General features: G+C 44.8%; 18 protein-coding genes. 12 read left to right on the top strand and 6 right to left on the bottom strand.

Annotated features, from left to right (window positions below; all coding sequences use genetic code 11):
* Positions 1 to 249 precede the first annotated feature (249 nt).
* The 7 genes from GC098_RS08155 (at position 250) to GC098_RS08125 (ending at position 11000) form a co-directional block, all read left to right on the top strand.
* Positions 250 to 2073, top strand: a complete 1824-nt coding sequence (locus GC098_RS08155; protein WP_171642695.1) for a carboxypeptidase-like regulatory domain-containing protein — start codon at positions 250 to 252, stop codon at positions 2071 to 2073.
* A gap of 272 nt (positions 2074 to 2345) precedes the next feature.
* Positions 2346 to 3383 carry an HD-GYP domain-containing protein gene (locus GC098_RS08150; protein WP_171642693.1) on the top strand — a complete coding sequence of 346 codons (1038 nt, stop codon included), beginning with the start codon at positions 2346 to 2348 and terminating at the stop codon, positions 3381 to 3383.
* Positions 3384 to 3432: 49 nt separating this feature from the next.
* A complete protein-coding gene (locus GC098_RS08145) occupies positions 3433 to 4323 on the top strand; it encodes a diguanylate cyclase (RefSeq protein ID WP_171642691.1) in 891 nt (296 codons plus the stop codon).
* 27 nt (positions 4324 to 4350) lie between these two features.
* On the top strand, positions 4351 to 6144 hold the full coding sequence (locus GC098_RS08140; RefSeq protein ID WP_171642689.1) for a GAF domain-containing sensor histidine kinase: 1794 nt from the start codon (positions 4351 to 4353) through the stop codon (positions 6142 to 6144).
* A gap of 5 nt (positions 6145 to 6149) precedes the next feature.
* The gene (locus GC098_RS08135; protein WP_171642687.1) at positions 6150 to 7808 is read left to right on the top strand and encodes a thiamine pyrophosphate-binding protein; all 1659 of its coding nucleotides are present in this window, start codon (positions 6150 to 6152) and stop codon (positions 7806 to 7808) included.
* A 153-nt stretch (positions 7809 to 7961) separates the two neighbouring features.
* Entirely contained in the window at positions 7962 to 8840 is an 879-nt protein-coding gene (locus tag GC098_RS08130) for an aldo/keto reductase (protein WP_171642685.1), read from the top strand.
* Positions 8841 to 8996: 156 nt separating this feature from the next.
* Entirely contained in the window at positions 8997 to 11000 is a 2004-nt protein-coding gene (locus GC098_RS08125; RefSeq protein ID WP_171642683.1) for a transglycosylase domain-containing protein, read from the top strand.
* 163 nt (positions 11001 to 11163) lie between these two features.
* Here GC098_RS08125 and GC098_RS08120 read toward each other — a convergent pair whose 3' ends face one another.
* Positions 11164 to 12174, bottom strand: coding sequence for a hypothetical protein (locus tag GC098_RS08120; protein WP_171642682.1), 1011 nt, complete (start codon positions 12172 to 12174; stop codon positions 11164 to 11166).
* Positions 12175 to 12282: 108 nt separating this feature from the next.
* On the opposite strand from GC098_RS08120, the gene GC098_RS08115 reads away from it, so the two are divergent.
* Together GC098_RS08115 and GC098_RS08110 are read left to right on the top strand one after the other, a co-directional pair.
* Positions 12283 to 12636, top strand: coding sequence for a hypothetical protein (locus GC098_RS08115; RefSeq protein WP_171642680.1), 354 nt, complete (start codon positions 12283 to 12285; stop codon positions 12634 to 12636).
* Positions 12637 to 12654: 18 nt separating this feature from the next.
* Positions 12655 to 12873, top strand: a complete 219-nt coding sequence (locus tag GC098_RS08110) for a hypothetical protein (RefSeq protein WP_171642678.1) — start codon at positions 12655 to 12657, stop codon at positions 12871 to 12873.
* 35 nt (positions 12874 to 12908) lie between these two features.
* Here GC098_RS08110 and hprK read toward each other — a convergent pair whose 3' ends face one another.
* Positions 12909 to 13823, bottom strand: coding sequence for an HPr(Ser) kinase/phosphatase (gene hprK / locus GC098_RS08105; protein WP_171642676.1), 915 nt, complete (start codon positions 13821 to 13823; stop codon positions 12909 to 12911).
* A 191-nt stretch (positions 13824 to 14014) separates the two neighbouring features.
* Here hprK and GC098_RS08100 point away from each other — a divergent pair, with 191 nt between their 5' ends.
* Complete coding sequence (locus tag GC098_RS08100) at positions 14015 to 14281, top strand: zinc ribbon domain-containing protein (RefSeq protein ID WP_171642674.1); 267 nt, start codon at positions 14015 to 14017, stop codon at positions 14279 to 14281.
* A 101-nt stretch (positions 14282 to 14382) separates the two neighbouring features.
* Here the strand turns inward: GC098_RS08100 and GC098_RS08095 are convergent, their stop codons facing one another.
* The 4 genes from GC098_RS08095 to GC098_RS08080 all read right to left on the bottom strand — a co-directional run bounded on the left by GC098_RS08095 (position 14383) and on the right by GC098_RS08080 (position 18620).
* Positions 14383 to 14553 carry a hypothetical protein gene (locus GC098_RS08095; protein ID WP_156410997.1) on the bottom strand — a complete coding sequence of 57 codons (171 nt, stop codon included), beginning with the start codon at positions 14551 to 14553 and terminating at the stop codon, positions 14383 to 14385.
* 613 nt (positions 14554 to 15166) lie between these two features.
* Positions 15167 to 16546 carry a DUF4129 domain-containing protein gene (locus GC098_RS08090; RefSeq protein ID WP_171642671.1) on the bottom strand — a complete coding sequence of 460 codons (1380 nt, stop codon included), beginning with the start codon at positions 16544 to 16546 and terminating at the stop codon, positions 15167 to 15169.
* On the bottom strand, positions 16509 to 17660 hold the full coding sequence (locus tag GC098_RS08085; protein WP_171642669.1) for a DUF58 domain-containing protein: 1152 nt from the start codon (positions 17658 to 17660) through the stop codon (positions 16509 to 16511). The genes GC098_RS08090 and GC098_RS08085 overlap by 38 nt, the downstream gene beginning before the upstream one ends.
* Positions 17661 to 17663: 3 nt before the next feature.
* A complete protein-coding gene (locus tag GC098_RS08080) occupies positions 17664 to 18620 on the bottom strand; it encodes an AAA family ATPase (RefSeq protein ID WP_171642668.1) in 957 nt (318 codons plus the stop codon).
* Positions 18621 to 19173: 553 nt separating this feature from the next.
* On the opposite strand from GC098_RS08080, the gene GC098_RS08075 reads away from it, so the two are divergent.
* Together GC098_RS08075 and GC098_RS08070 are read left to right on the top strand one after the other, a co-directional pair.
* Positions 19174 to 20832 (top strand): response regulator, encoded by a 1659-nt coding sequence (locus GC098_RS08075; protein ID WP_171642666.1) that lies wholly within the window; start codon positions 19174 to 19176, stop codon positions 20830 to 20832.
* A 114-nt stretch (positions 20833 to 20946) separates the two neighbouring features.
* On the top strand, positions 20947 to 22641 hold the full coding sequence (locus GC098_RS08070) for a cache domain-containing sensor histidine kinase (RefSeq protein WP_171642701.1): 1695 nt from the start codon (positions 20947 to 20949) through the stop codon (positions 22639 to 22641).
* The last annotated feature ends 4 nt before the right edge of the window (positions 22642 to 22645 follow it).

Below are 22645 nucleotides of genomic sequence, written 5' to 3'. Positions count from 1 at the left end.
ATAGTAAAGCATAATCTAGTAGTGATTTCACTGCTAGATTATGCTTTTTTTTGTATTCCTATAGTTAAACGATAACGTTTAATTGCATTGTTGAAGGTTAATGGCATTAAGGAAGCGAAGCAGACATTAACCTTTTTCCCAGTTATACGTTAACTGAGAAAGAGGTTATTTTTACCTATAAAATAGAGGAAAATGTCATATCATGTCGAAAGGAATATGAACAGATTATTGGTCTAAGGGGAGAGTTTGATGAAAGTAAGTCATTCAAAATGGATTGCGGCTTTGATCGTTACAATCATTTTGTTGGTAACATTACCTCATCTTGATAAAGCTTCTGCTGCGGTTTTGCCTGGTGGCTCAGATGTTTCAGTCGCTTCTATTGATGTCACCGTGAAAAATACTGAGTCACAACCAATTAGCTCAGCTAAGGTTGTTGTTACCTCAGAGAGCTTACCGTTTCCATTACGAATTCAGTTAGACGGAGTCGGTCATGGTAAACTAGAAAATTTACCAGTTGCAAATTATAGCATCTATATCTCAGCTCCTGGATATTTCAATGATACATATATCGGCGGTCAAGTGAGTGGTAACTATTCGCATAATGTGACGTTAGAACATAGAGGCGGTTATACCGCTTTTGAGAGTTTTAACTTTAAAGACAATCTTGAATACTCTTCATTAACTGTAATTCAAGGAAGGGTAACATGGAATACGTATGGAACGGTTCCCGCCAATAGCCAAATAAATATAAATTTTTTAGACAGCTATAATTCGGTAGTTGGTAACGTGTATTCAAATATTAGTACGACGCTTAATCAATTTACTTTGCCAACGGCAATACCCATTCCAGCGGGAGCGACAAGAATAGGCTTGGAGTTGAAGTCAGAATCATCTGTCTTGGCTCAAGTGACAAGTCCAATTTGGAAATCGTCCCTGTATTCTCCTGGTCAATTACTCTTCAAAGATACCAATCCGACCGGCGGAGTTATTGATGGAGTGCTGAATTGGACTGGTTCTACGAATGAATCTCAAGTTACAGGGTACCGTGTATACTATCGAACAAAGAATGCATTAAATGTATACCATCATTTGGGTGTTGTCGGAAAAAGGGCAGATAAAGCTTATCAGTTTACTTTGCCAACGCTACCAACAGATGTCGTAGAAATCGGGGTAGTAGTAAATAACAGTAATGGAGAAGAACCTGGAAGTTGGCCCATTGTATTCATGTATGATAATCGTTTATCGGATCCATTAACACCTGTCACTACAACATCGAATTTACCTGTGCCGAGTAACTTCGAAGGGCAACTGTATTACCCGCAAGCGGGGAAAATAGCTGGTTGGCTAAGATGGGAAGTATCGTCAGATCGTAATATTCTCCTTCAACTAGCTGGTCAAACGATTTATTTTACCGATGCAAATGGAACGAAATTACAATTGGTCGGTTCTGCCTTGGAACCTCCTATCATAGATAACCATATGAATTACAACGGTTTAAATATTAACGAGCCTATCATAATCCCTAATGGCGCAACGCAGATTGCGATATACTCTGATCTTGAAAGTGGCGAAGAGAATGACATACCTGCCTATTATCCGCTGCCCCCAACGATTCAATTTACAGATTGGGACGAGCACTATCGAAGTATCCGTGGACATATCACATGGAATCAGGACAACAATGAGTCGAACATTAAGGCATACTATGCTTATTTTACAGGGTATAATGTGAGTTCTGTTGAAATAGGTCATGTAACTAAAGGGGCACCATGGAGGCTATCTATTCCGACGTCTATCATGATTCCGCAAGGAGCAAATTTTATATCCATCTATAACATGGACTATAATAATCACTTGTCCCTTTATGGCTCACCGGTCTATATTCAAGACAATTATTCTTCTTATCAGGTACAAAATGCGCTTAAGCAAAAATATTTTAAGGGAATTACAGCAATCGACATTGAGCAGATTCTATTAACTCTCAACAATCCGTCTAACCCCTTCTCCCAAATTGGTAAAGAGGACACACAGCTCTTGTTATCACTTATTAAACCTATTATGTCAGGTAACTAGATCTTTATAACTAGAAAAGGTCAGCCTATTTCATTAGAAAGGGGTAGGCCTTTTTGCTTTTGGTGCGGGATCTATTCAAGTTATCTGACAGAAATCGAGAGAATAATCTAAGAAATTAACAAAAAGTGAGTAATTATATAGCGATATGAGTAAAAAAATATTAAAATAATGGAAATTTTTATTTATAATAGAGGAGAATCTCCTTATTAAGAAGAACTAGTACTAATTAAATAGTTGGGGAAGTTTATTTGAGAAGAATAAGAGGTACATCTATGCAGAATTCATTGTTTTTTAAAAATGTGATAAATTCTGATTCCATCTTCGAATCGATCGGACAATTGAGTGATATCGCCAAGAAAACAATTGGCTGCGAACATATCTCTCTCTTTCTTATAGACGAGAAACATCAGAGCACCCCAGCATCTTATTCGGTTAATATTAGTACCGCAGTCATGGACCAGTTACAGCAAATAGTGCTCCAAACTCAGTTTTTTATCCGAAATCCCGATGGGATACGTTTATCTGTACATAAGGCAGAAAGTCATTTAAAAAATTATCTTATAATGAGTAAATACGAGTGTATATACGGTTTTCATATAAAGCATGGTCCTTCTTACGGGGCTTTATTATTCTCATTTCCTTCTGATATTCAACTTACAGAGGATCAATTGCAACTGTGCAACCTCATTAAACTGCATATGGAGCAATTGATTAAAAAGATTCAATTCCGGAGACAAGTACTGAAACAGAAAGCTTACGAGAATCTTTTTAATACATTGAGGGTTAAAGATAGCTTCACGGTCGATCACTGTTATAATGTCGCTTTCTACTCTACTTTACTTGGAGCAAAGGCGGGGGTAAGTGAGGCTGAACTGGAACGCCTGAAGTTAGGGGCTCTTTTGCATGACATTGGAAAAATAGCAATTCCCGATCATATTTTGATGAAACCTGGGCGGTTATCAGATGAAGAATTTAACGTTATTCGCCAGCATCCTGTAATTGGCTATGAGCTGCTAAAGGATTTGCCGGATGTTGAGCATCTGCTGCCGATTGTAAAATGGCATCATGAACGCATGGATGGGAGAGGATATCCAGACAATCTACAAGGTGAAGAGATTCCCTTGCTTGTCCGCATTGTAAGTATTGCAGATGCATTTGATGCGATGACTTCTACGAGAGTATACCGAGATTCGCTGCACGTGCATGAAGTCAGGGAACAACTTCTTATTCACGCAGGCAAACAGTTTGATGACGAATTAGTGCGGATTTTCTTAAGTATCATCGATGAGCAAATGCAAATGAATGGATAACAAGTTATCAATAGGCAACTATTTTAGTCATGAAAGTTGGGATAGATTAATGAAGTGTCGCATTCTTATCGTCGATGACGAACCCCATAATTTAAATATACTTCGTATATTTTTAAATTCATTACATTATGAAATCATCACGGTTGAGGATGGTAAAGAAGCTTTCTCCATGGTCAAAGAGACGGCACCTGATCTTATTTTACTTGATGTGATGATGCCTGAAGTGACTGGATTTGAAATATGCAAACAATTAATAGCCGATAGCGACTTTGATATCCCAATTATTTTCTTATCTGCAAATGCACAGAAGGAAGACATTTTACAAGGACTTCGTTTAGGAGCAATTGATTATTTGACCAAACCATTCGATCTGGATGTGCTGGAACGGAAGGTTGAAATTGCCCTCCACCAAAAAGCGAAGGTTAAAAATTTGAAGAAAGACAATAAACAATTAGCTAAATTGGTGTATGTGGATGCGCTAACTAGTTTATATAATCGAGCATACTTGGATATTACCATTCGGATGATCAAAGAGGGAACCAAGCAATTTCAAGCCGCTATGATGGTCGATATGGATTATTTTAAGGACATTAATGATAACTATGGTCATTTGGTTGGGGATCAAGTCTTGAGAGAAGTAGCAACGATCATAACGTCGAAAATCTCTTGCGAGCATGATCTAGCCTTTCGGTATGGCGGGGACGAGTTCTTGGTCTTACTCCAAAATGAAGTGAACTGTGTAGAGATTGCAGATAGTATCATTAAGGCTGTCGACGGTTTAAAGGTTAGCCTGGCACACCATAAATCACAGGAATTTTCAGTGAGCATAGGGTTGACGAATAATTTCGACCCTACCTCGTTCGATCAAATCATTATGCAAGCTGATTCTGCACTTCTTGGGGCCAAGAATAATGGAAGACATCAAATAAAGATTCGCTAAAAAAAGGGGAATGGGTGGGGCATGGTCATGGAATTGATAAGTTTTCAAAAATTATTTCAAATGACGAAGGTCATTAATTCTCAGTTTGAAATGTCAGAAATCCTGCAAGTCTTCGTTGACGCGATAGCAGGAGAGATAACGCAAGCAGATCTTGTTGGTTTTTTCTTGAAACAGCCGGATGGTACTTTTCAAGGATATAAAGGCAATAAATTGCCTGTGGATATAACGGAGCTGCTCATTGATCCTAGAGAAGATGAGTTTGTCAGGGATATTTTGCGCAACCAAGCTAGCGACTATATCTCAGATACGAGTATTGACCTGAGATTGGATCAATCCAAGAGACAATTGTTAAAAATTAAATCGATCCTCGGGATTCCCGTCATTGTAGAAAATGACGTGTTTGGGCTTGTCTTCGTCCACGATTTCGGAAAACCGATGAATATTACTCAGGAGCAGATGGAAGTTACGGAAGCTTTTGTTAACATGGCAAGTGTGGCGATTCGCAACATCCGCATGTTCGAACAACGGCAACTTCTGATGGAGAAGCAGCAGCTTCTTCTTGACGCGACGAAAGCTTTATCGGAGTCATTGTCGGTCAAAGATGTTCTGAACACTTTTTTCCACTACATGCGTAAAGCCAGTGGGTCTAAGGATATCGGTATTCATCTATATAATGAAAAAGAGCATACCATTGAGCCCTACCAATTGTCTTCTGAGAATGTAACAGTTGACGAATGGAAGGTTAAGCATAGAGAAGTCAAGTTAACCATTGAAAATGACCGCCTTTTGTATGAAGTCATTACTCAGAAGAAATCAGCGGCAATCGAGGATGTGTACGCGGATCCGCGGCCTAATCATAAAGCCTTCGTCTCTTTTGATATCCGAAGTATTATGGTATTCCCGCTTGTGGCCAAAGGTTCCGTTTACGGTGTCGTTGCGATTCCGTCGATCGGAAAACCAAGGAAGTATGAAGCAAGCATATTGGAATTCTGCCAATCGATTTCTGATGCTACAGCTACCGCGCTTTCGAATGCCCAGCATACGGAGACATTGGATCACTCCGTCAATGAGCGTTCTATAGAGCTGCAGCATGCTAACTTCAAGCTAGAGGGTCTAGTACGTGAACTAGAGCATCTGAATGAGTTGAAAAGCGATTTCATCGCGACACTTTCTCATGAGCTACGTACGCCGATTACAGCGGTTAAAGGATCTGTAGACATTCTTAGCAAAGGGATTCTCGGTGGACTCAACGATTCGCAGAAGGATTTACTAGATATCGCGTCCAAGTCGATCGAGCGTTTGCTGGATCAAGTGAATGAATTGCTGGATTTCGCTAAAATGGAAAACGGTAAATTTGAATTGGTGTATACCGAAGCTGATTTCAAAGAAATCATCAAGGAATCCGTTCATATTGTACAGTCTTTAATCAATAAGAAGAAGCTGATTCTAGTTGTTGAATCGGACGCAGAAACGGATACGATTGTAAGCGTCGATAAACAACGCATTCTGCAGATTTTATTGAATTTACTTTCCAATGCGATTAAATTTACACCACCTATGGGTGTGATTACCATTAAAACGATTTTCGAAGAAACGGTACTTACGGTTGAAGTACATGATAGTGGTATCGGTATCCCTTATGAGAAGCAGAAAAACATTTTTACGAAATTCTATCAAGCTAATAATCAAATTAATGGGACAGGCCTAGGTCTTGCCATTTCAAAACAGCTTATCGAACTGCATGGCGGTCGGATTTGGTTCGAGAGCACCGAAGGTCAAGGTTCGGTATTCAAATTTACTTTACCTAAAGGAAGGGGGTAACCAATATGCGGGCGATTGAAGTAGGATTGAGATTTTTAGTGCAGCAAGGTGTGCGATATGTATTCGGTATTCCAGCAGGCTCAATCAATGCGATCTATGACGCCCTTTTGGACATTCCTGAGCTTAAGCCGATTGTAGCTAAGCATGAGAATAGCTCCGGCTACATGGCAGGTGCTTATACGAGAATTACAGGACTTCCGTCGATTTGCGTGGCATCTAGCGGACCGGGAGCGACGAACCTCGTGACTCCGGCTGCGAATGCTTGGAAGCAGAAGCTTCCTGTTATATTCATCACAGGCTCAGTGCCATCTGGTAAAATGGGCAAAGGGGGCGCGCAGGAGCTGTATGCTGAACCGATCTTTGCATCGATTACGAAGATGAGCCGAACGGTTCTAGACCCTAATCAGCTGCCAGAGATTCTGGCAGAGGCCTATCACACAGCGATTAGCGGCGTGCCAGGTCCTGTGCATTTGGCGATTCCTATTGATATTCAAATGACGGATATAGGTGAAAGAGAGCTTCCGGTGTTACCTCCAGTTCAGCAGCCAACGATGGATTTGGCAGCCGCTCAAGCGGCTGCTAAGCGAATCAAAGCAGCAGGTCTACGTGGAGCGATTCTGTTGGGTAATGGCGCTAAAGCATCCTCTGACAGTATCGTACAGTTGGCTGAAACGCTTGAGTGGAAAGTGGCAACAACACCACGTGGAAAAGGGGCATTCCCCGAAAATCATCCGCTTTCCTTAGGGATATATGGCTTATCAGCGAATATCAAAGCGAGTGAGTACTTGAACGGTAACGATCATGAGGTACTGCTGATCATCGGTTCAAGCCTAGGCGAGCTAGCAACAAGCAACTGGGAACCACGATTGGTTGCGGGTAGAGAGCTCATTCACATCGATTACGATCAAAGTGAATTAGGGAAGTGCTACGAAACCCAGTATCCTGTACATGGTGAAATCAAGCTTGTCATTACGGAATTATTAGAGCACCTTTCAGCTGATACACAAGATAAATCATATGCAAGCGAGGCATTCCAGGGGCTAGGCGAAGCAGCAGCAGCTTCCGAACAGGCCGAAGAGAAATGGAATACGTTGTCGGCGATCCGTCGTCTCAGTGCAACAGCACCGAAGAATGCTCGATTCTTCCTAGATATCGGTGAATTCATGACCTATTCGATCCAAAACTTATTGATCGAGAGCGGACAAGAATTCGATATTGATATCAATTTCGGAGGCATGGGCTCTGGAATCGGAGGATCACTAGGAGCTCAGTTAGCGGAGCCGACTCGACCAACGATCTGTATTACAGGCGATGGCTGTTTCTTCATGCATGGTCTCGAAGTGCTAACCGCTAAGGAATACAACCTTCCGATCCTATTTGTCGTCATTAACAATGCCCGTCTCGGGATGGTTTATCATGGTCATATGCTGCAGTACAAAAGATGTCTGGAAGACTTTTCACAAGAGAGAGTTAGTATTGCAGGTGTTGCCCAATCGCTTGGCTTGCGTCATGCCGAAGTTAGATCTCTGGATCAACTACAGGGAGAGCATGTGCAAGAGTGGCTTTCTCACGGAGGTCCTGTGGTTGTTGAAGTTATTGTGGATGGCAACGAAATTCCGCCAATGGGTGAACGAGTTAAGTTCTTGCAAGGGGCAACGTATTAATTGGCATACATTGAGGTATGAGTAAAAAGTTTTTGGATGTTCGTATCCAAAAGCTTTTTTTTTTGCATCTTGTTCAGCGAAGAACTGTATTCTTGGCCAAGTAAATGATATGGTGGAGAAGAGTAAGAACAATAAGGAAGGAGCACTTCATTCATGTTGAAACGAACAATAGGTCGTTTGAATCACGAAAGCTCAGTCGTTATGTTTGGTGCAGCAAGTCTAGGGAATGTGACGCAAGAGGAAGCGGATGCATCCATTTCTTTTGCCTTGCAGCATGGAGTTAACCATTTTGATACCGCAGCCAGTTATGGGGATGCCGAAGTCCGTATGGGCCCTATGATCAGTCAAATTCGCAAGGATATTTTCCTAGCTACGAAAACAGGGCAAAGAACGAAGAAGGAAGCGAAAGAAGAAATTTATCGCTCTCTGGAACGGATGCGGGTTGATTCTGTAGACTTACTTCAACTGCATGCGGTAGGCTCTATGGAGGAGTTAGACCGCTGCACAGAAAAAGGCGGTGCTTTGGAGGCAGCTTTAGAAGCGCAAGCCGAAGGTATTGTTAAGGAGATTGGCATAACTGGACATGGGCATGATGCTCCGAGTGTACATTTGGAAGCGTTACATCGATTTCCTTTCGCAACCGTGCTGCTGCCACTCAATTATTATATGTATAGTTTGCCGGAGTATCGGGAAGCTTTCGATGCACTCATGGAAGAAGCCAATAAGCAAAATGCAGCTATCAGGGTCATCAAAGCGATTGCTAAGGCTCCATGGGGAGAAGGGGAGAAGCGTTCTTATGCGACATGGTATGAACCTTTTGACCAGCAGCAGATGATAGATGCTTGTGTGCATTTTGTGTTGTCTTTCCCTGGTGTGTGTGGATTCGCAAGCGCAGGAGACATTCATTTGTTCCCTAAAATCGTCGATGCCGTGGAACGATATGGTTCCATGAACGGTGAGGAAGCGGAGCGTATCCTGGGCAGCATCAGCGGATACACCAGTATTTTCGGAGCACCAACCTCAATCGCTTAAAAATTGTATATTCCAAAAATTGTGAGCCCTTCAGTTGTTTATATATTGGGGGGCTTTTTATGTCGTTTAAGTTGGTAATAGTTCCTTTTCCCTCGTGCGTCGCTAACTGCAGGAATCCTGCGAATATATATAAGCGTACGTAAGGAGGAAGGTAAGATGTTTAAAGCATTTTGGAAGAAAAAAAGGTTTTGGCAAATTTTTAGCGTTATTGTACTGATGGGTTGTGTGATTGTATTCGTGGCTTGTTATTCCTACATTCGTGGACTCGATGTATCGAAGTTAAGCCAGCCGCTGCCAGAGTCAACACTTGTGCTGGATAAGAACGGTAAACCAGCTTCGCAGTTATCTGCTTCAAAAATTGAGCCTGTCCAGTTTTCACAATTACCGAAGGTGTTGATGGATGCGGTTGTGGCTGTGGAAGATAAAAGATTCTATGAGCACACGGGGATTGATGTCAGATCTATCTTCCGTGCGGTTGCTCGCGATGTGTTGCGAGGAAGCTATTCGGAGGGAGCCAGTACGATTACGCAGCAGTTGGCCCGTAATCTGTTTCTCAATGCGGACAAAACACTGGGTCGAAAGCTGAGAGAAGCCGCTTATGCGATTAAAATAGACACAACCTATAGTAAAAATGAAATTCTGGAGATGTACTTAAACAGCATTTATTTCGGGGAAGGGAGCTGGGGGGTACAGGGAGCGGCTAGAACGTATTTCAATAAAAATGTGAAGGATCTAACCTTGCCAGAGGCAGCAGTTCTTGCCGCTCTTCCTAAGGCTCCTAGCCGGTACTCACCTTTTAAGGATGAAGGTCAGGCACTCGAGCGAAGGAATACTGTGCTTGTACTGATGCGTGATGAAGGTAAAATAACCGCGCAGGATTACGAGAAAGCCAAAGCTTCACCGCTAGGTGTCGTTAAATCCGATAAAGGCAATGAGTTGAAGGGACGCTATCCGGCCTATGTGGATGCGGTCATTAATGAAGCTGTTAATGAGTATGGTTTTACAGAAGAACAGTTGTTGACGGGTGGCTTGCGAATCACGACGGAGCTAGATCCCTTGGTGCAGAATGCAGTTGCGGATGTTTATAAAGACGAGAGTCTATTTCCGAAAAGCAAGCCAGATCAGCTCATTCAAAGCGGAGCTGCAATCGTTGATCAGCGAACCGGTGGGATTCGCGCATTAGCTGGAGGACGAGGAGAAGGAGTCTTCCGTGGGTTTAGCCGTGCAACGCAGTTGAAGAGACAGCCTGGGTCATCTTTTAAGCCGATTGTTGTCTATGGACCTGCGATGGAGAATGGCTATAAGCCAAATTCCATCTTATATGATGGTCCATTGAACATCGAAGGTTACCAACCACAAGATTGGGATCACCGAACGAGAGGGCAGGTGACGATGCAGGAAGCGGTTGTTTCTTCTTGGAACGTGCCAGCTGTTTGGCTGCTTCACGAGATAGGGATTGATCGTGGACTCCAATTTGCTAAATCCCTGGGCATTACTTTACCGGCTCAGGATCGTCAGCTTGGCATCGCTCTCGGCGGACTCTCAGAAGGGGTGTCACCGCTACAGATGGCGCAAGCATTCAGCGCCTTCGCCGCCAAGGGAGTTCTGCATCAAGCCCATACCATCACGAAGATCGAGACGAGCAGCGGTCATGTGCTTGTTGGGGCAAGCCCGAAGGGGGTTCCCGTGATGCAGCCGGAAACAGCTTATGCAATGACGTCAATGCTGCAAGTGGCTGTTGCGCAAGGAACAGGTAAGAATGCTGCAATGAATCGCCCCGTTGCAGGTAAATCTGGCACAACGCAGCTGCCGCAGACTAAGGAATTCGAAGGTTTAAGCAGCGGAAGTGCTAAAGATGCGTGGTTCGTTGGTTACACACCAGAGCTAACGGCTGCTGTGTGGGTCGGTTATGACCGTACGGATAAAGAGCATTACTTAACGACATCCGGCGGTGCTGTTCCTGCTGTTTTATTTCGCGAGATGATGAATCGGGCCTTGGCTCAGACACCTGTTGTTCCTTTTGATATGCCGTTTGTGGGGGCAGAGGCTCAAACTGCTAAGGATTCGAACTCATTGTCCTCGTCCGGAGAGTCAGACCAGGGCGATAAGGAAGACAAAAAAGAAAGTCAGCACGGACATGGCAAGGGGAAGAAAAGATAAGATATGCAGCAAAAAGCCGTCGACATCCTAAATGGATATCGGCGGCTTTTATTGTGATGGGGGGGCCTTCTACGGTGTGAGAACCTGTAAAAAGTGTATCATTTTTGCACAAAAGCTCGAGACTTATATTTTTGAGTTAGTCAGCATTGTGGCTGCTGCGATTTTACTTGTCACTCTTTTTACGATCATCGTCTTTTCCAGAATGTTCACTGTTTCCGTGCGCTTTGGATTTAGCGTTGTTATTTTCTTTGTTGTTATTATTGCTGTTGCTTTTATCGTTGTCTTTATACTTGACTTTGTCGTCTTTGTCTTTATTTTTGTCTTTATCTTCATCTTCGTCATCATCTTTTTGCGCGCTCTCATCTTTTTGGGAATCCTGCTGCTTTACCGTATTGGGCGCTTGTTCTTGCTCCCATTTGGTTTTCATATGGATATTTAGTTTAGTTGCATCCAAGTTGTAATGCTCGGCAAGCAGCTGTGTTAATGCCTGCTCAGCATTTGAAGATTTGAGGTCGACGGAAGCAAGTAGCATTTTGATCCATGCGGCGGCTTGGTCCCCTTTGAGATGAATCGTACCGCTATTTTCGGGCTTAATATTCAGATCATACAAGATGCCATTCGCACCCTTGGTTTGTGTAATGTGCAGTTTGAAGTGCTTGCCATCCACCTTCAGGTCGATGTCCTCCAAGTTAGGGTAAACCTCATTGTTCTGCTGGGAAGGGGATTGTGTGCTAGAAACAGGTTTATTTGGCACAGCTGCTGCAGCTTGATCGCTCGTTCCCGGCGAAGCTGGTGTCGCTGTAGGCTCAGGGGTCACTGGTGTCGCTGGTACGGCTTCTGTCACAGGTGCACCAGCATCAGTTGAGGTCGCTTTCACATAGGCAGCCTGCTGCTTGCTATTAACGATTAGTTCGATCTGATCCCCAGGCTTCAAATCAGCCAGTTGGGCCTTTTGATCATTACGGTAAACCCATACGGATTTGGCTAATGGAATTGTTTGATCACCGGTATTTGTGTTTACAGTGACAGCATCCGAAGCGATGGATTTGAATGTCCCCAGGACGGAAGTCGAAGTCGATGTGTTAGGTGAAGTTGCCGCATAGGCCGTCCACCCACAAAGCATCAAAACGGCTAGTGTAATAGATAGTATCGTGATTGTTAATCTTTTGCGCATAAGAAGCACCTCCACTAACAGCTTTCGATTCGAGAGGTTGTTTTGGGGCCGTACCTGTATCGTGATAAGCCAAACATAGAGGTGAGGGAGCCTAAACCATGCATACGATTGACGAAATCAGGCAATGGTAAAATCAACCAAACCGCAGGGGAGGTTGTCAACATACTCAATAAATTGCTGCTTTGGTCAGGATTTGTGCTGCCCTGGTTATCTTTATTTTTGATGAAGAAGAAAAGTATTTACAGGTATATGCCTGTCTGTATTTTCTCCGCTCTTTTGGTCACGATCGTGTATGAGATTGGCTATACATATAAGTTATGGATATTAAAAGATGCCATCGTTCCATGGGGCTATGTGACAAATACAGCCTTTGCCTATGGGATTTTTCTTGTCGGAACGATGTGGGTTTTTCACTTTACATTTGGGCGGTTTTGGTTATATGTCGTTGCTAATCTGTTGTAAGATGCCTTTTATGCCTTTGTGTTTCATCGGATTGAAGAAAAGCTTGGCATAGCGGATCTTATCAGTGTGAAGCACTATCACATCTTTCTCATCATGGTGGGACTTTCATTTATCCTGTATCCGTATCAGCTATGGCAAGAGAGGGGTAGGAAAAGTATGGACCACGAAGACCACGATGATATCACGGTCAGGATCAATACCCCGACTTGGTTAATGAAAAAAGAGAAAGCTAAATAAAGAAGCCGCCTCATCCTAGGATGGGACGGCTTCTTTTAATCGGTGTCATTTTGCAGACGCTGCATGAATTCCTCAGCTGCACGGTAGCCTTGTTGACGCAAATACCAGTTGTTGGCAGCGGCTTCAACGAGTCCGGCAACATCTCGTCCAGGCTGCAGTTGGATTTCAATATGTGGAATTTTAATATCCATATACTCGGTGAAACAGGGTTCGAGCTCCAAATCGTTGTTGAGCGCATCCTCCTGCCACTTCGTAAGCTCAATATCGAGCACGATCCGCGTTTCGTCCTGGAAAGCTTTGCGGCCGTAAAGCCGCGAGACGTTAATCAGTCCGATGCTGCGCAGCGCCAGGAATTCCTTCGTCTTCCCATTGTGGGTACCGAGCAGAGTCTCGGGGCTAATCTTCTTCAGTACGACAATATCATCGGCAACAAGTCGATGCCCTCTGTGAATTAAGGTGTGGGCAGTTTCACTCTTGCCAACCCCGGACTTACCGCGAAGCAGAATGCCAATCCCCGAGACATTGACACAAACACCGTGGATGGCAATCTCCTGAGCTAGCGATTTACTTAAATATAAATCAACTAAGTCTTGAAATTTACTCGTATGGGCAGCCGTACGGAGGAGCGGGATTTTCTCTTCTTCGCAATATTTGGTTAAATATTTCAAACCTTCTTGGTTTCTCGTTACGACGAAACAAGGCGGGTGATATTTGACAATATTTCCGATATGAAGATTTCTTTCGTTCTCGCTGAGACTGTGCAAATAGGTAATTTCTTTCCTGCCTAACAACTGAACATGCGCTTGCGGGAAATATTCAAAATAGCCGACAAATTCAAGTCCAGGGCGATGTGCCTTTGTTTTGGTAATCGGGCGGTGCAGTTCCGAATGTCCAGCAAGTACTTCGAGCGAGAAGCGCTCAACCAAATCTTTCACTGTGACGGGCTTCACAACAGTCCTCCTTAAAATTTTACTATTACTAATCTAATTGAAATTGACATTCTATCTCTAGTAGATTCGCCTGAAGGTGGCTACTATCCTGCTCTGAAAGCGCTTGAATAGATAATAGGTCAGCTTTTCATTGCAATTGAATGCCTTGTTGGTATGATAATAGGAGAAGCTTTTAGGAGGAGTAAAAAAACATGGACACCTATAAAAACTGTCAAAGCTGCGGGATGCCGCTCGCTCGTGATGAGCAAGGCGGAGGAACAGAGAAGTCTGGAATGAAGAGCAAGGTATACTGCAGTCATTGCTACCAAAACGGTGAATTCACTTTGCCAGATCTAACCGTGGAGCAGATGAAGGATCGGGTGAAGCAGAAGCTGGTTGAGTTTGGTTTTCCGCGGTTTCTTACAGGCCTTTTTACACGAAATATTCATAAGCTGAAAAGATGGTCACCAAACAAATAATCGAGTTTTACGGCCATGACGACAAAAAGGCTCTATGCAAGGTTTGCACAGAGCGAAATGCCACCATGGTCTTTCGTATGTTTATGTAAAAAGAAAGCAGCTTATCTGTTGAAGCCGCATTTTTTAGCAAGTGTTGGCCATGTTGAAAGAAACATGTTTTCCCACCTGTCTTCGGGTAATACCATGATCCATTTTGCGATCTGATCCAATCCCATTTCACATAATGTGTGAACGACTTCTTCTTTTTCACAACCGGTTTTTAATGCTAACATCTCAAAACCACCTCAGTCGAATGTATTCAAACAATTATGTATATGCATCCGTGTGCAAAAGTGTGACTGAATTTTTTGAATGTAAATGCTGGGATGCGTTGTAGGATTGCGAAGAGTCGGATAAATGGTCATAAAAGTCTAAAAAAGAAGAGGCTGTGCAGTTGTTTGCTGCGCAGCCTCTTTGTCTTGCATAGGAGAACTTTGGGGTGAATAATCTAGCCCCCTTTTTTGTGCTAGCGGGGCCGAGATTTTGTCCGGAAAATTCCGATGGTGAAAAGGCAGAGCTTGTTAATCTGAGACGATGTTTATCATCGTTAAAGTATTGGGATTGCTGGGATTCATCACTTTAGTGATGAAAAACATGCTTACAGCTAGGGAAAAGGGCGATTTCCCACAGAAGTAGCGTCTGAGACGATGTTTATCATCGTTAAAGTATAGGGATTGTTCGGATTCATCACTTTAGTGATGAAAAACATGCTTACAGCTAGGGAAAAGGGAGATTTCCCTCGGAAGCAGCGAACGAGACGATATTTATCATCGTTAAAGTATTGGGATTGCTGGGATTCATCACTTTAGTGATGAAAAACATGCTTACAGCTAGGGAGTAAGGTGCTCATTTCAAATGATTGCGAATGAGAGGGTCAAGAGTTTGCAGTACTTGATCAAGCTCTAAATCAGATACATCGTCATCTCTATATCTCGCTTGGTTATAAGCTGATGTGATGGCATGAACGGCATGGCTGGATAGCTGATATTGGTTTGATAGCTCCCGTTCTGTTTCATTTGGGGTATAGGCTTTATTGTAAGTATAGCCACCTTCAGCTGCTTGCTGGATCAACACACGATAAAGGAAACGGATGCGCTCCCGATTGTTCGGCAAATGTGACCATTTTGGTTCATTTACTTTCCCCCTCGACCAGCTCTTCATCGTTTGCTGCCACCACATACGCGGTAGTTCTTTCCACGCTAGAAGATTTTCTTTTTCATCCGTGAATCCTTCGGTTCCCTCGCCTTTCTTGCTGCTAAATGAACGGTTCATCAAGCGCCGGATAAGCGAGACCAGAGCAGGTGTCAGCTTGGCAATGATGATATAAATGGCGCCAAGGATAAGGGCGATGACAATGAGATAGCCGAAAATAACCTGGGCATAGTGAAGCAGCATGTCAAACCAGCTGGGTTCGTCAGTGGGAGCAGGAGGAGGAAGCGGCAATGGTTGTGCTGAAGGACTTGGCTCTAGCGGCTGATCAGACGACGGTTCGGACTGCAAAAGGCGCAGCAGCCAAGCGATCGAAGAACGAAGAAGAGAGCTGATTCCTTGCTGCAATTGCTGAAAATAGGCAACAGCTGCGATGCAAGCAATTAATGTGATTAACCAAATGCGGCTTGAACGCTTCACTGACTCAGATAGTGACGATGCTGCAGCACGTTCATTGCCTGCTAACGTGGCGCTAAGGAGCTGAGCGCGATTCGTAGCTAAGAAAAAAATGACCAGCGAACAAAACCCGAATCCATTCATCCAACCTATATACGGATTGAAAAGATCCAACCGTCCCATAATGGGGACACCTACGAAATAAACCAAACCTGCGGTAACAAATATGCTCGCAGGGAAGAGCGAGAGCCATCCATCCTTGGTGCAGCGAATTCCGCGATATGCAAATATTAACCCGATGGCTGCGCAGGTCCAGCCATGCCAGTTGTTGCCTTGCAGGAGGTAGGTAATCGTTAAACCTGCTCCTGCACAAAGCATTAACTCATAGAGAGTACGAGTTAACCATTTTATACGTCCAAAGAAGCAGCCGAACACATAACAGAGCAAAAACTGTAAGCAAGTCATCCAGAGTAAGGTCTCAGACACATAGACCTGGATTAGAACGATAATCGGAAAGAAGATAATGAGTTCGAGTAAACCGTACAAGATCGCTAAGCCGAATTCTCTCACAAGTAAATGAAGATTAGCTCGTTGAGAAGGCGTTTGAATGGGCGCTAACATTGGAAACACCTACCTCCTCTCCGTTCAGCTCAAGAAGGCCGTGCTGCAAGGGGATGATAAAAACAGAATGTCCTAACGATTCAAGACGCTCAATACTTTCTTCGATCCCCTTAGATACGAAAGAAGTCAGCAGGATGATGTCCATCGCGGTTCCTTCTTGCTCGATTCCATAATCCAGGAAGTCTTCGAAGGAGCGAGAGCAGGAGATCGCAAGCTTAGCCATCGTTTCGAAAAGGTGTTCCAAATGTGGCCAACCACCTTCGGGGGCGAGGTACACGGGAACTCCAGGCTGACCCTGCAGAGAGCCGTTGTAGCCGAAACCAACAGGAATACCTTGGCTCACGGCATATTCAGCAAGTGTAGCTGCGTACGAGAGAGCTTTCTCAACAAGCTCGGGATCGGTCACAGCATCCCACATCGTTTCCGTTATTTGCGTATTTACGGCTAAGAGCAGCCTAGGGTCAGCAGTGAAATCTCGATTATATACTTGGAGTTTCTGGCTGCGTGCTGTCGCTTTCCAGTGGATGCTGTTCATCGTATCCCCAAAACGATATTCCCGAGCGCCGGACACGAGGAACGGATCCGGCATGATCCAGCGTTTGACGGTTATATCGCCTTGCCATCGGCTGGAGAGGAGCGGGATGTCATCTCTGCTTACCAAGCGAGGGTAAACAAGGAGCTCCAACTGCATGCGGTGGATGGAGGAAGCAGCTTGCACACCAACCAAATCTCCCATTGAAGCGGCGACCGTTTCGAGCTTATACCAACCTCGCTTCGCACAGTGTACCCCGTGGCGTCGGACTATTCTTGTATAGGGCATAAGGCTGAACAGACTGCGATGATTTTGGAAAAGAGCTCCGCTGCTCACTGCGAGATTACTCATCTTCGCAAAGTGGAGCCCCGCATGAATCGTTGATTCCAAGCGAAGCCAAGGAATCGGAGCAAGCTTGCGATTAACGATCGTTTCGATCATGACAATGTCGTCCCCGGCATGGCAATGCGTCGTACTGAAGGTTCGCTCAATGCGAAGCCCGCGAAACCCCCAGCGGGCAAATAGCTGATGCTGGAGGAGGAACAGAGCGACAGTGATGATGAGAATCCAGCTAATGCTCATCGGCTACCCCAGCTTCACTTCCGTAGGAACGGGGGTAGCTGCAAGGATACTGACCAGCAGAGCATGCACCTGCTGGTCTTGTTGGCGCGATCGAGTGCGCAGCAGGATGCGATGCGCCCAGACGGGCTTGACCAGCGCTTTGATGTCGTCAGGCAGCACGTAGTCGCGGCCGCGAAGCGCCGCGTACACCTGCGCCGACTTCATCAAGGCGCGAACGCCGCGCGGGCTGACGCCAAGCGCGGCATCAGCATGCGCGCGCGTCGCTTCCGCGAGCTGCACGATGTACTGCAGCAGCTCGTCGCTGACGCGCACCTGCGTGAACAAGTGCTGAGCTTCGAGCAGCTCAGCACGGCCCACAACCGGCAGCAGCTGATCGAGTGGATCATGCTGCTGGTAGCGCTTCAAGATCTGGACCTGCTCGGCTGCGGAAGGATAGCCCAGCGAGAGCTTCATCAGGAAGCGGTCGAGTTGAGCTTCCGGGAGGGGGAATGTCCCCTGATTCTCGACAGGGTTCTGTGTGGCAATGACGAGGAACGGGGCTTCGAGCATACGCGTTTCACCGTCGATGCTCACTTGGCGTTCCTCCATGCTTTCGAGCAAGCTGGACTGCGTGCGCGGCGTCGCACGGTTAATCTCATCGGCAAGCACGATGTGAGCGAAAAGCGGCCCTGGGCGGAATTCGAATTCGCCCAGCTTCTGGTTGAAGAAATTGATGCCGCTTACATCTGACGGCAGCAAGTCGGGCGTGAACTGGATGCGCTTCATTGTGCCGTCGAGGGAGCGGGCTAGCGCTTTGGCTAGCTGTGTTTTCCCTGTACCGGGAACATCCTCAAGCAGCACATGCCCGGAAGCAATGAGGGCGATGACCATAAGCTCGACGGTATCGTCCTTGCCAACAATGACCTTACCTACGTTTGTTTTAATAAGTGAAGCGATTCGTCCTATTTGTGCGAAATCCAATGGGGCTTCCTCCTTGTTTGTGTGAGCAGTTTTATTGTAATTCCTGTCTTGTAAGTAGTTTTACTACAACTCATGTCTACTGAGGGAACGTCGATTCGTTATTTCTTTCGTTTTGCTGTTTTCAGGGGCTTAAGCGGAACCTCGTTCCGCTATTCCTTGAAAATCGCCGAGAATTCCTTGATTTTGGCAAAATAACGCATCGTAGTTCCCTTTGGGTAACGAAAACAAGCATTTTGCAAGAAATAGCGTACTCAGGTTCTCTTAATCATCGCAAAGGGTCCTCTCCAGCGACGGCTGAATTAATGTTTAATTCCTTAAGGCCGCAACATGCTAAGCAGAAGATTGTCCCAGTTTGATGCATTTTTAGTGGGTTTGCTTTACTCTTTCTTAAGTTTAACAGACAAAAGGTGATTTTTACCATTATTTTCTGATGAGAGCATCAACCAGTTGTGTATTCCATAGGCAGTTAGTACAATGATGTTTATTAAGAATACGCTTACGAGAAGCGCTTACGAAGTAAGCTTTATATAAGAAAAGCTTTAGGAGGACGAGCATGTACAAGCTGCTATTAGTGGATGACGAAGAGGACGTGCGGGAAGGTGTCGTCCGTGAGATAAATTGGGAAGCTATTGGCTTTGAAGTGATAGAGAAGGCGGAGAACGGCAGGGAAGCGCTGGAAATGGTTGAGCGACTGCAGCCGGACGTGGTTGTGACGGATATTCAGATGCCGTTCATGAATGGGCTCCAACTAGCTGAAGCGGTCCGTGAGCGTTTTCCGACGATTAAGCTGATCATTCTTACGGGACATGATGAGTTCGAATATGCCCAAAAGGCGATTAAGCTGCACATTGATGAATATGTGCTGAAGCCTTTTTCCGCGCAAGAGCTGATTAATGCTTTGCTGAAGGTGAAGGAGCAGATTCAGGAGGAAGTGTCTCATCGGGAAAATGTACAGCTGCTGAAAGAGCATTACCGCAAGAGCATGCCTGTGCTTAAGGAAAATTTCTTGGCGACCCTGATGAACCGGAAACTCCCGCGCGATGAAGTGTACGAGAAGGCCGCGAACTATGGTATTGAGCTCAGTGGAAGTAGCTATGTTGTAGCGGTGCTTAGCATCGATGGGGTGCTCATTCATGAAGAGGATTTGGAGAATCGCGGCGAGCTGGCGAAGTCCGTTTCTTTGAAATATTCCGAGGATCAGGCGCTGAAATATTTTGCCCTGCTGAATATTACGGAGGAGATCGCCGATAAACGGCGTCTTGGCCTTGTTTTTATGCATAACGATCAAGTGGTTGTACTAGCCGCGAGGGAGAGCACAGACCGAGAAGCTGCGCTTCAAGAAACGATGAAGGTGCTGGAAGAAGTACGGCAGAATGTAGAGAAATATTTGAAGTTTACGCTTACTGTTGGGATCGGAACCGTTATGAAAGACGTAACCAAGATTAGCTATTCGTATGAAGATGCCGTGTTGGCGCTGGATTACCGGCTCATCTTAGGCAACAACCGCATGATCTACATCGATGATGTGGAGAAGCGGAACGTGGAGAAGATTCGTTTTGACGATGTGAAAGAGCATGCCTTGACGCGCTGCATTAAGGTCGGGACGAGCCAGGAGATTCGGGAGACGATGGATGAGCTTTTTCAAGGGATTGAGGGCGGTGTTTCCGTTAAGGACTACCAAATTTATTTACTCGAAATATTGACTTGTATCCTAAAAGCGGCCAAGGACTCGAACCTTAACGTCGATGAGGTATTTGGCGATCATTTTATTCCTTTTACAGAGATAAATAAATTCACATCCTTGGAAGAAGCCAAGCATTGGCTTGCTGAACTATGTGCCAGCATGATGAATCATATCGCGACGGATCGACAATATACGTACAAAAACCTGGTCGAAATGGCCAAGGATTATACGAAGAGCCACTATCACGAAGGAGATATCACGATTAATAAAGTGTGTGGCCACCTGCATATTAGCGCGGGATATTTCAGCAGTATTTTCAAGAAAGAGACGAAAATAACCTTTGTGAACTATTTGAACCATATTCGTATGGAAGCGGCCAAGGAGCTCTTGCGTTCTACGGATATGAAAGCACTAGAGATTGCCGAGAAGGTTGGATATGCCGATGCCAATTATTTCAGCTTTTCATTCCGCAAAAATGTCGGTGTTTCCCCCAAAGAGTACCGAAATAACAGTTCCAAAGGGCTTTAGTGTTAAAGGAGTGGGTGGTAAAGCTTGAAACGTAAAGTGAGAACGCTATTCGAGGCCTTGTATAATGTACTGCTGGACACGTTGAGAGTGAAAAGCATTCAATTTACGATTACGATGTCGTTTATTTTGATTACGGTGATCGTCATGTTGATCGTCTCGCTGGTGCTTTATAATAAATTTTCTAGAACAGCGGAAGAGAGTGCTTTTCTGAATACGCAGCAGGTGATCGAGCAGGTACAGTTTAACTTAGAACATTATATTAAAGGCATGGCGGACACCTTCGAGGTTGTCGATGCGAAAATTGCCAAAAGCCATGGCATTCCTACGGACAAGCTGCTCGAGCAGTTGGAAACGATTGCGAGTACGCGTGAGGATATCGTCTCCATTCATCTTTTTACAGCAGATGGTGGACTCGTAACTGGCATTCCCACGACCGAGATGCGCAAAAATACGCGACTTCTCGAACAGTCGTGGTTTAAGTCTGCGCTGGATAATCCGAACCATCTCACTTTTTCCCTACCGCATATACAGAATCTGTTCAAGGATCCGTACAAATGGGTCGTTTCCATGAGCAAAGGGGTATCCATTCAAAAGGATGGGAAATGGGTGGAAGCTGTGCTGCTCGTAGATGTTAATTTCAAGACGCTGGATGACGTGTTTCGTACGGTTTCTCTTGGCAAAAAAGGCTATGTATACATCATCGATGACTCTGCCGGAAACATTGTCTATCACCCGCAGCAGCAGCTTATTTATATTGGCTTGAAGTATGAAAATGTGGAGCAAGCGCTCAAATTCTCGTATGGAAAATACATGGATGTCAGCGATGGCGAGTCACGGCTCAATGTGGTCAGGACGGTTAATAACATCGGTTGGAAAATTATTGGCGTCTCTTACATGGATGAAATGGTTACAACACGCAAGGAAATCAGTACGTTCATGATTTGGCTTCTCGTCATTGTCCTTGTTTTCATTTTGTTAATCTCGTCCTTCATGTCTGCGCGTATTTCGCAGCCTATCAAGCGACTGAAAAAGTCGATGGAAATGGTCGAAAAGGGCCATTTTGACACCTATATTCATGTTCGGGGCGCTGATGAAGTGGAGCAGCTTTCGCGGAGATTCAATCTGATGGTCTCACGGGTTCGTGAGCTGATGGATCAAAGTATCCATGAGCAGGAGACGAAGCGGAAGAATGAGCTGGAGGTATTGCAGTCTCAGATTAATCCGCATTTTTTGTACAATACACTCAATTCCGTTGTTCGCATGGTGGGTAATGGAAAGAATGAAGACGTCGTCAAAACCATCACGTCCTTGTCCAAGTTTTTTCGGATATCGCTCAGCAAGGGGAAAAATATCATTACCATCGGGGAAGAGATCGAGCACATTCGGAATTATTTGATCATCCAGAAGATGCGGTATAAGGATAAGTTTGATTACGAGATTCAGGTGGATGAAGAGGTGCTTACCTATAAGACGCTGAAGCTGATTTTACAACCATTTGTGGAAAACGCGCTCTATCATGGCATTGAATATATGGTGGACGAGGGCCTCATTCACATATCGGTCGGCAAGGTCGATGAGAAGATCTTATTTGAGATTCGGGATAACGGTGTCGGTATGTCGGAAGATACGCTCAAAAACATCCTGATCGGTCATGTGAAAAGTGAAAAAGGGTCCGGTGTAGGGCTGCGAAATGTACATGAGCGTATCCAGTTATATTTCGGTTCGGAGTATGGGGTCAAGGTTGAAAGTGAGCTGGAAGAAGGAACTACCGTCAAGGTCTGGATTCCTTTAGTCTTGGAAGATGAATAGGAAG

Source organism: Paenibacillus phytorum (assembly GCF_013141715.1).
GTDB classification, from domain to species: domain Bacteria; phylum Bacillota; class Bacilli; order Paenibacillales; family NBRC-103111; genus Paenibacillus_E; species Paenibacillus_E phytorum.
The sequence above is the reverse complement of the archived record's forward strand: the minus strand, read 5'-3'. Positions and strand labels throughout refer to the sequence as shown.

Excerpts from the sequence above, each read along its gene's own strand:
- GC098_RS08135 (WP_171642687.1), top strand. The coding sequence starts at position 6,150 with ATGCGGGCGATTGAAGTAGGATTGAGATTTTTAGTGCAGCAAGGTGTG.
- GC098_RS08140 (WP_171642689.1), top strand. The coding sequence starts at position 4,351 with ATGGAATTGATAAGTTTTCAAAAATTATTTCAAATGACGAAGGTCATT.
- GC098_RS08090 (WP_171642671.1), bottom strand. The coding sequence starts at position 16,546 with ATGTTAGCGCCCATTCAAACGCCTTCTCAACGAGCTAATCTTCATTTA.
- GC098_RS08075 (WP_171642666.1), top strand. The coding sequence starts at position 19,174 with ATGTACAAGCTGCTATTAGTGGATGACGAAGAGGACGTGCGGGAAGGT.
- GC098_RS08130 (WP_171642685.1), top strand. The coding sequence starts at position 7,962 with ATGTTGAAACGAACAATAGGTCGTTTGAATCACGAAAGCTCAGTCGTT.
- GC098_RS08145 (WP_171642691.1), top strand. The coding sequence starts at position 3,433 with ATGAAGTGTCGCATTCTTATCGTCGATGACGAACCCCATAATTTAAAT.
- GC098_RS08095 (WP_156410997.1), bottom strand. The coding sequence starts at position 14,553 with ATGTTAGCATTAAAAACCGGTTGTGAAAAAGAAGAAGTCGTTCACACA.
- GC098_RS08120 (WP_171642682.1), bottom strand. The coding sequence starts at position 12,174 with ATGCGCAAAAGATTAACAATCACGATACTATCTATTACACTAGCCGTT.
- GC098_RS08070 (WP_171642701.1), top strand. The coding sequence starts at position 20,947 with ATGTCGTTTATTTTGATTACGGTGATCGTCATGTTGATCGTCTCGCTG.
- GC098_RS08150 (WP_171642693.1), top strand. The coding sequence starts at position 2,346 with ATGCAGAATTCATTGTTTTTTAAAAATGTGATAAATTCTGATTCCATC.
- GC098_RS08085 (WP_171642669.1), bottom strand. The coding sequence starts at position 17,660 with ATGAGCATTAGCTGGATTCTCATCATCACTGTCGCTCTGTTCCTCCTC.
- GC098_RS08125 (WP_171642683.1), top strand. The coding sequence starts at position 8,997 with ATGTTTAAAGCATTTTGGAAGAAAAAAAGGTTTTGGCAAATTTTTAGC.
- GC098_RS08155 (WP_171642695.1), top strand. The coding sequence starts at position 250 with ATGAAAGTAAGTCATTCAAAATGGATTGCGGCTTTGATCGTTACAATC.
- GC098_RS08100 (WP_171642674.1), top strand. The coding sequence starts at position 14,015 with ATGGACACCTATAAAAACTGTCAAAGCTGCGGGATGCCGCTCGCTCGT.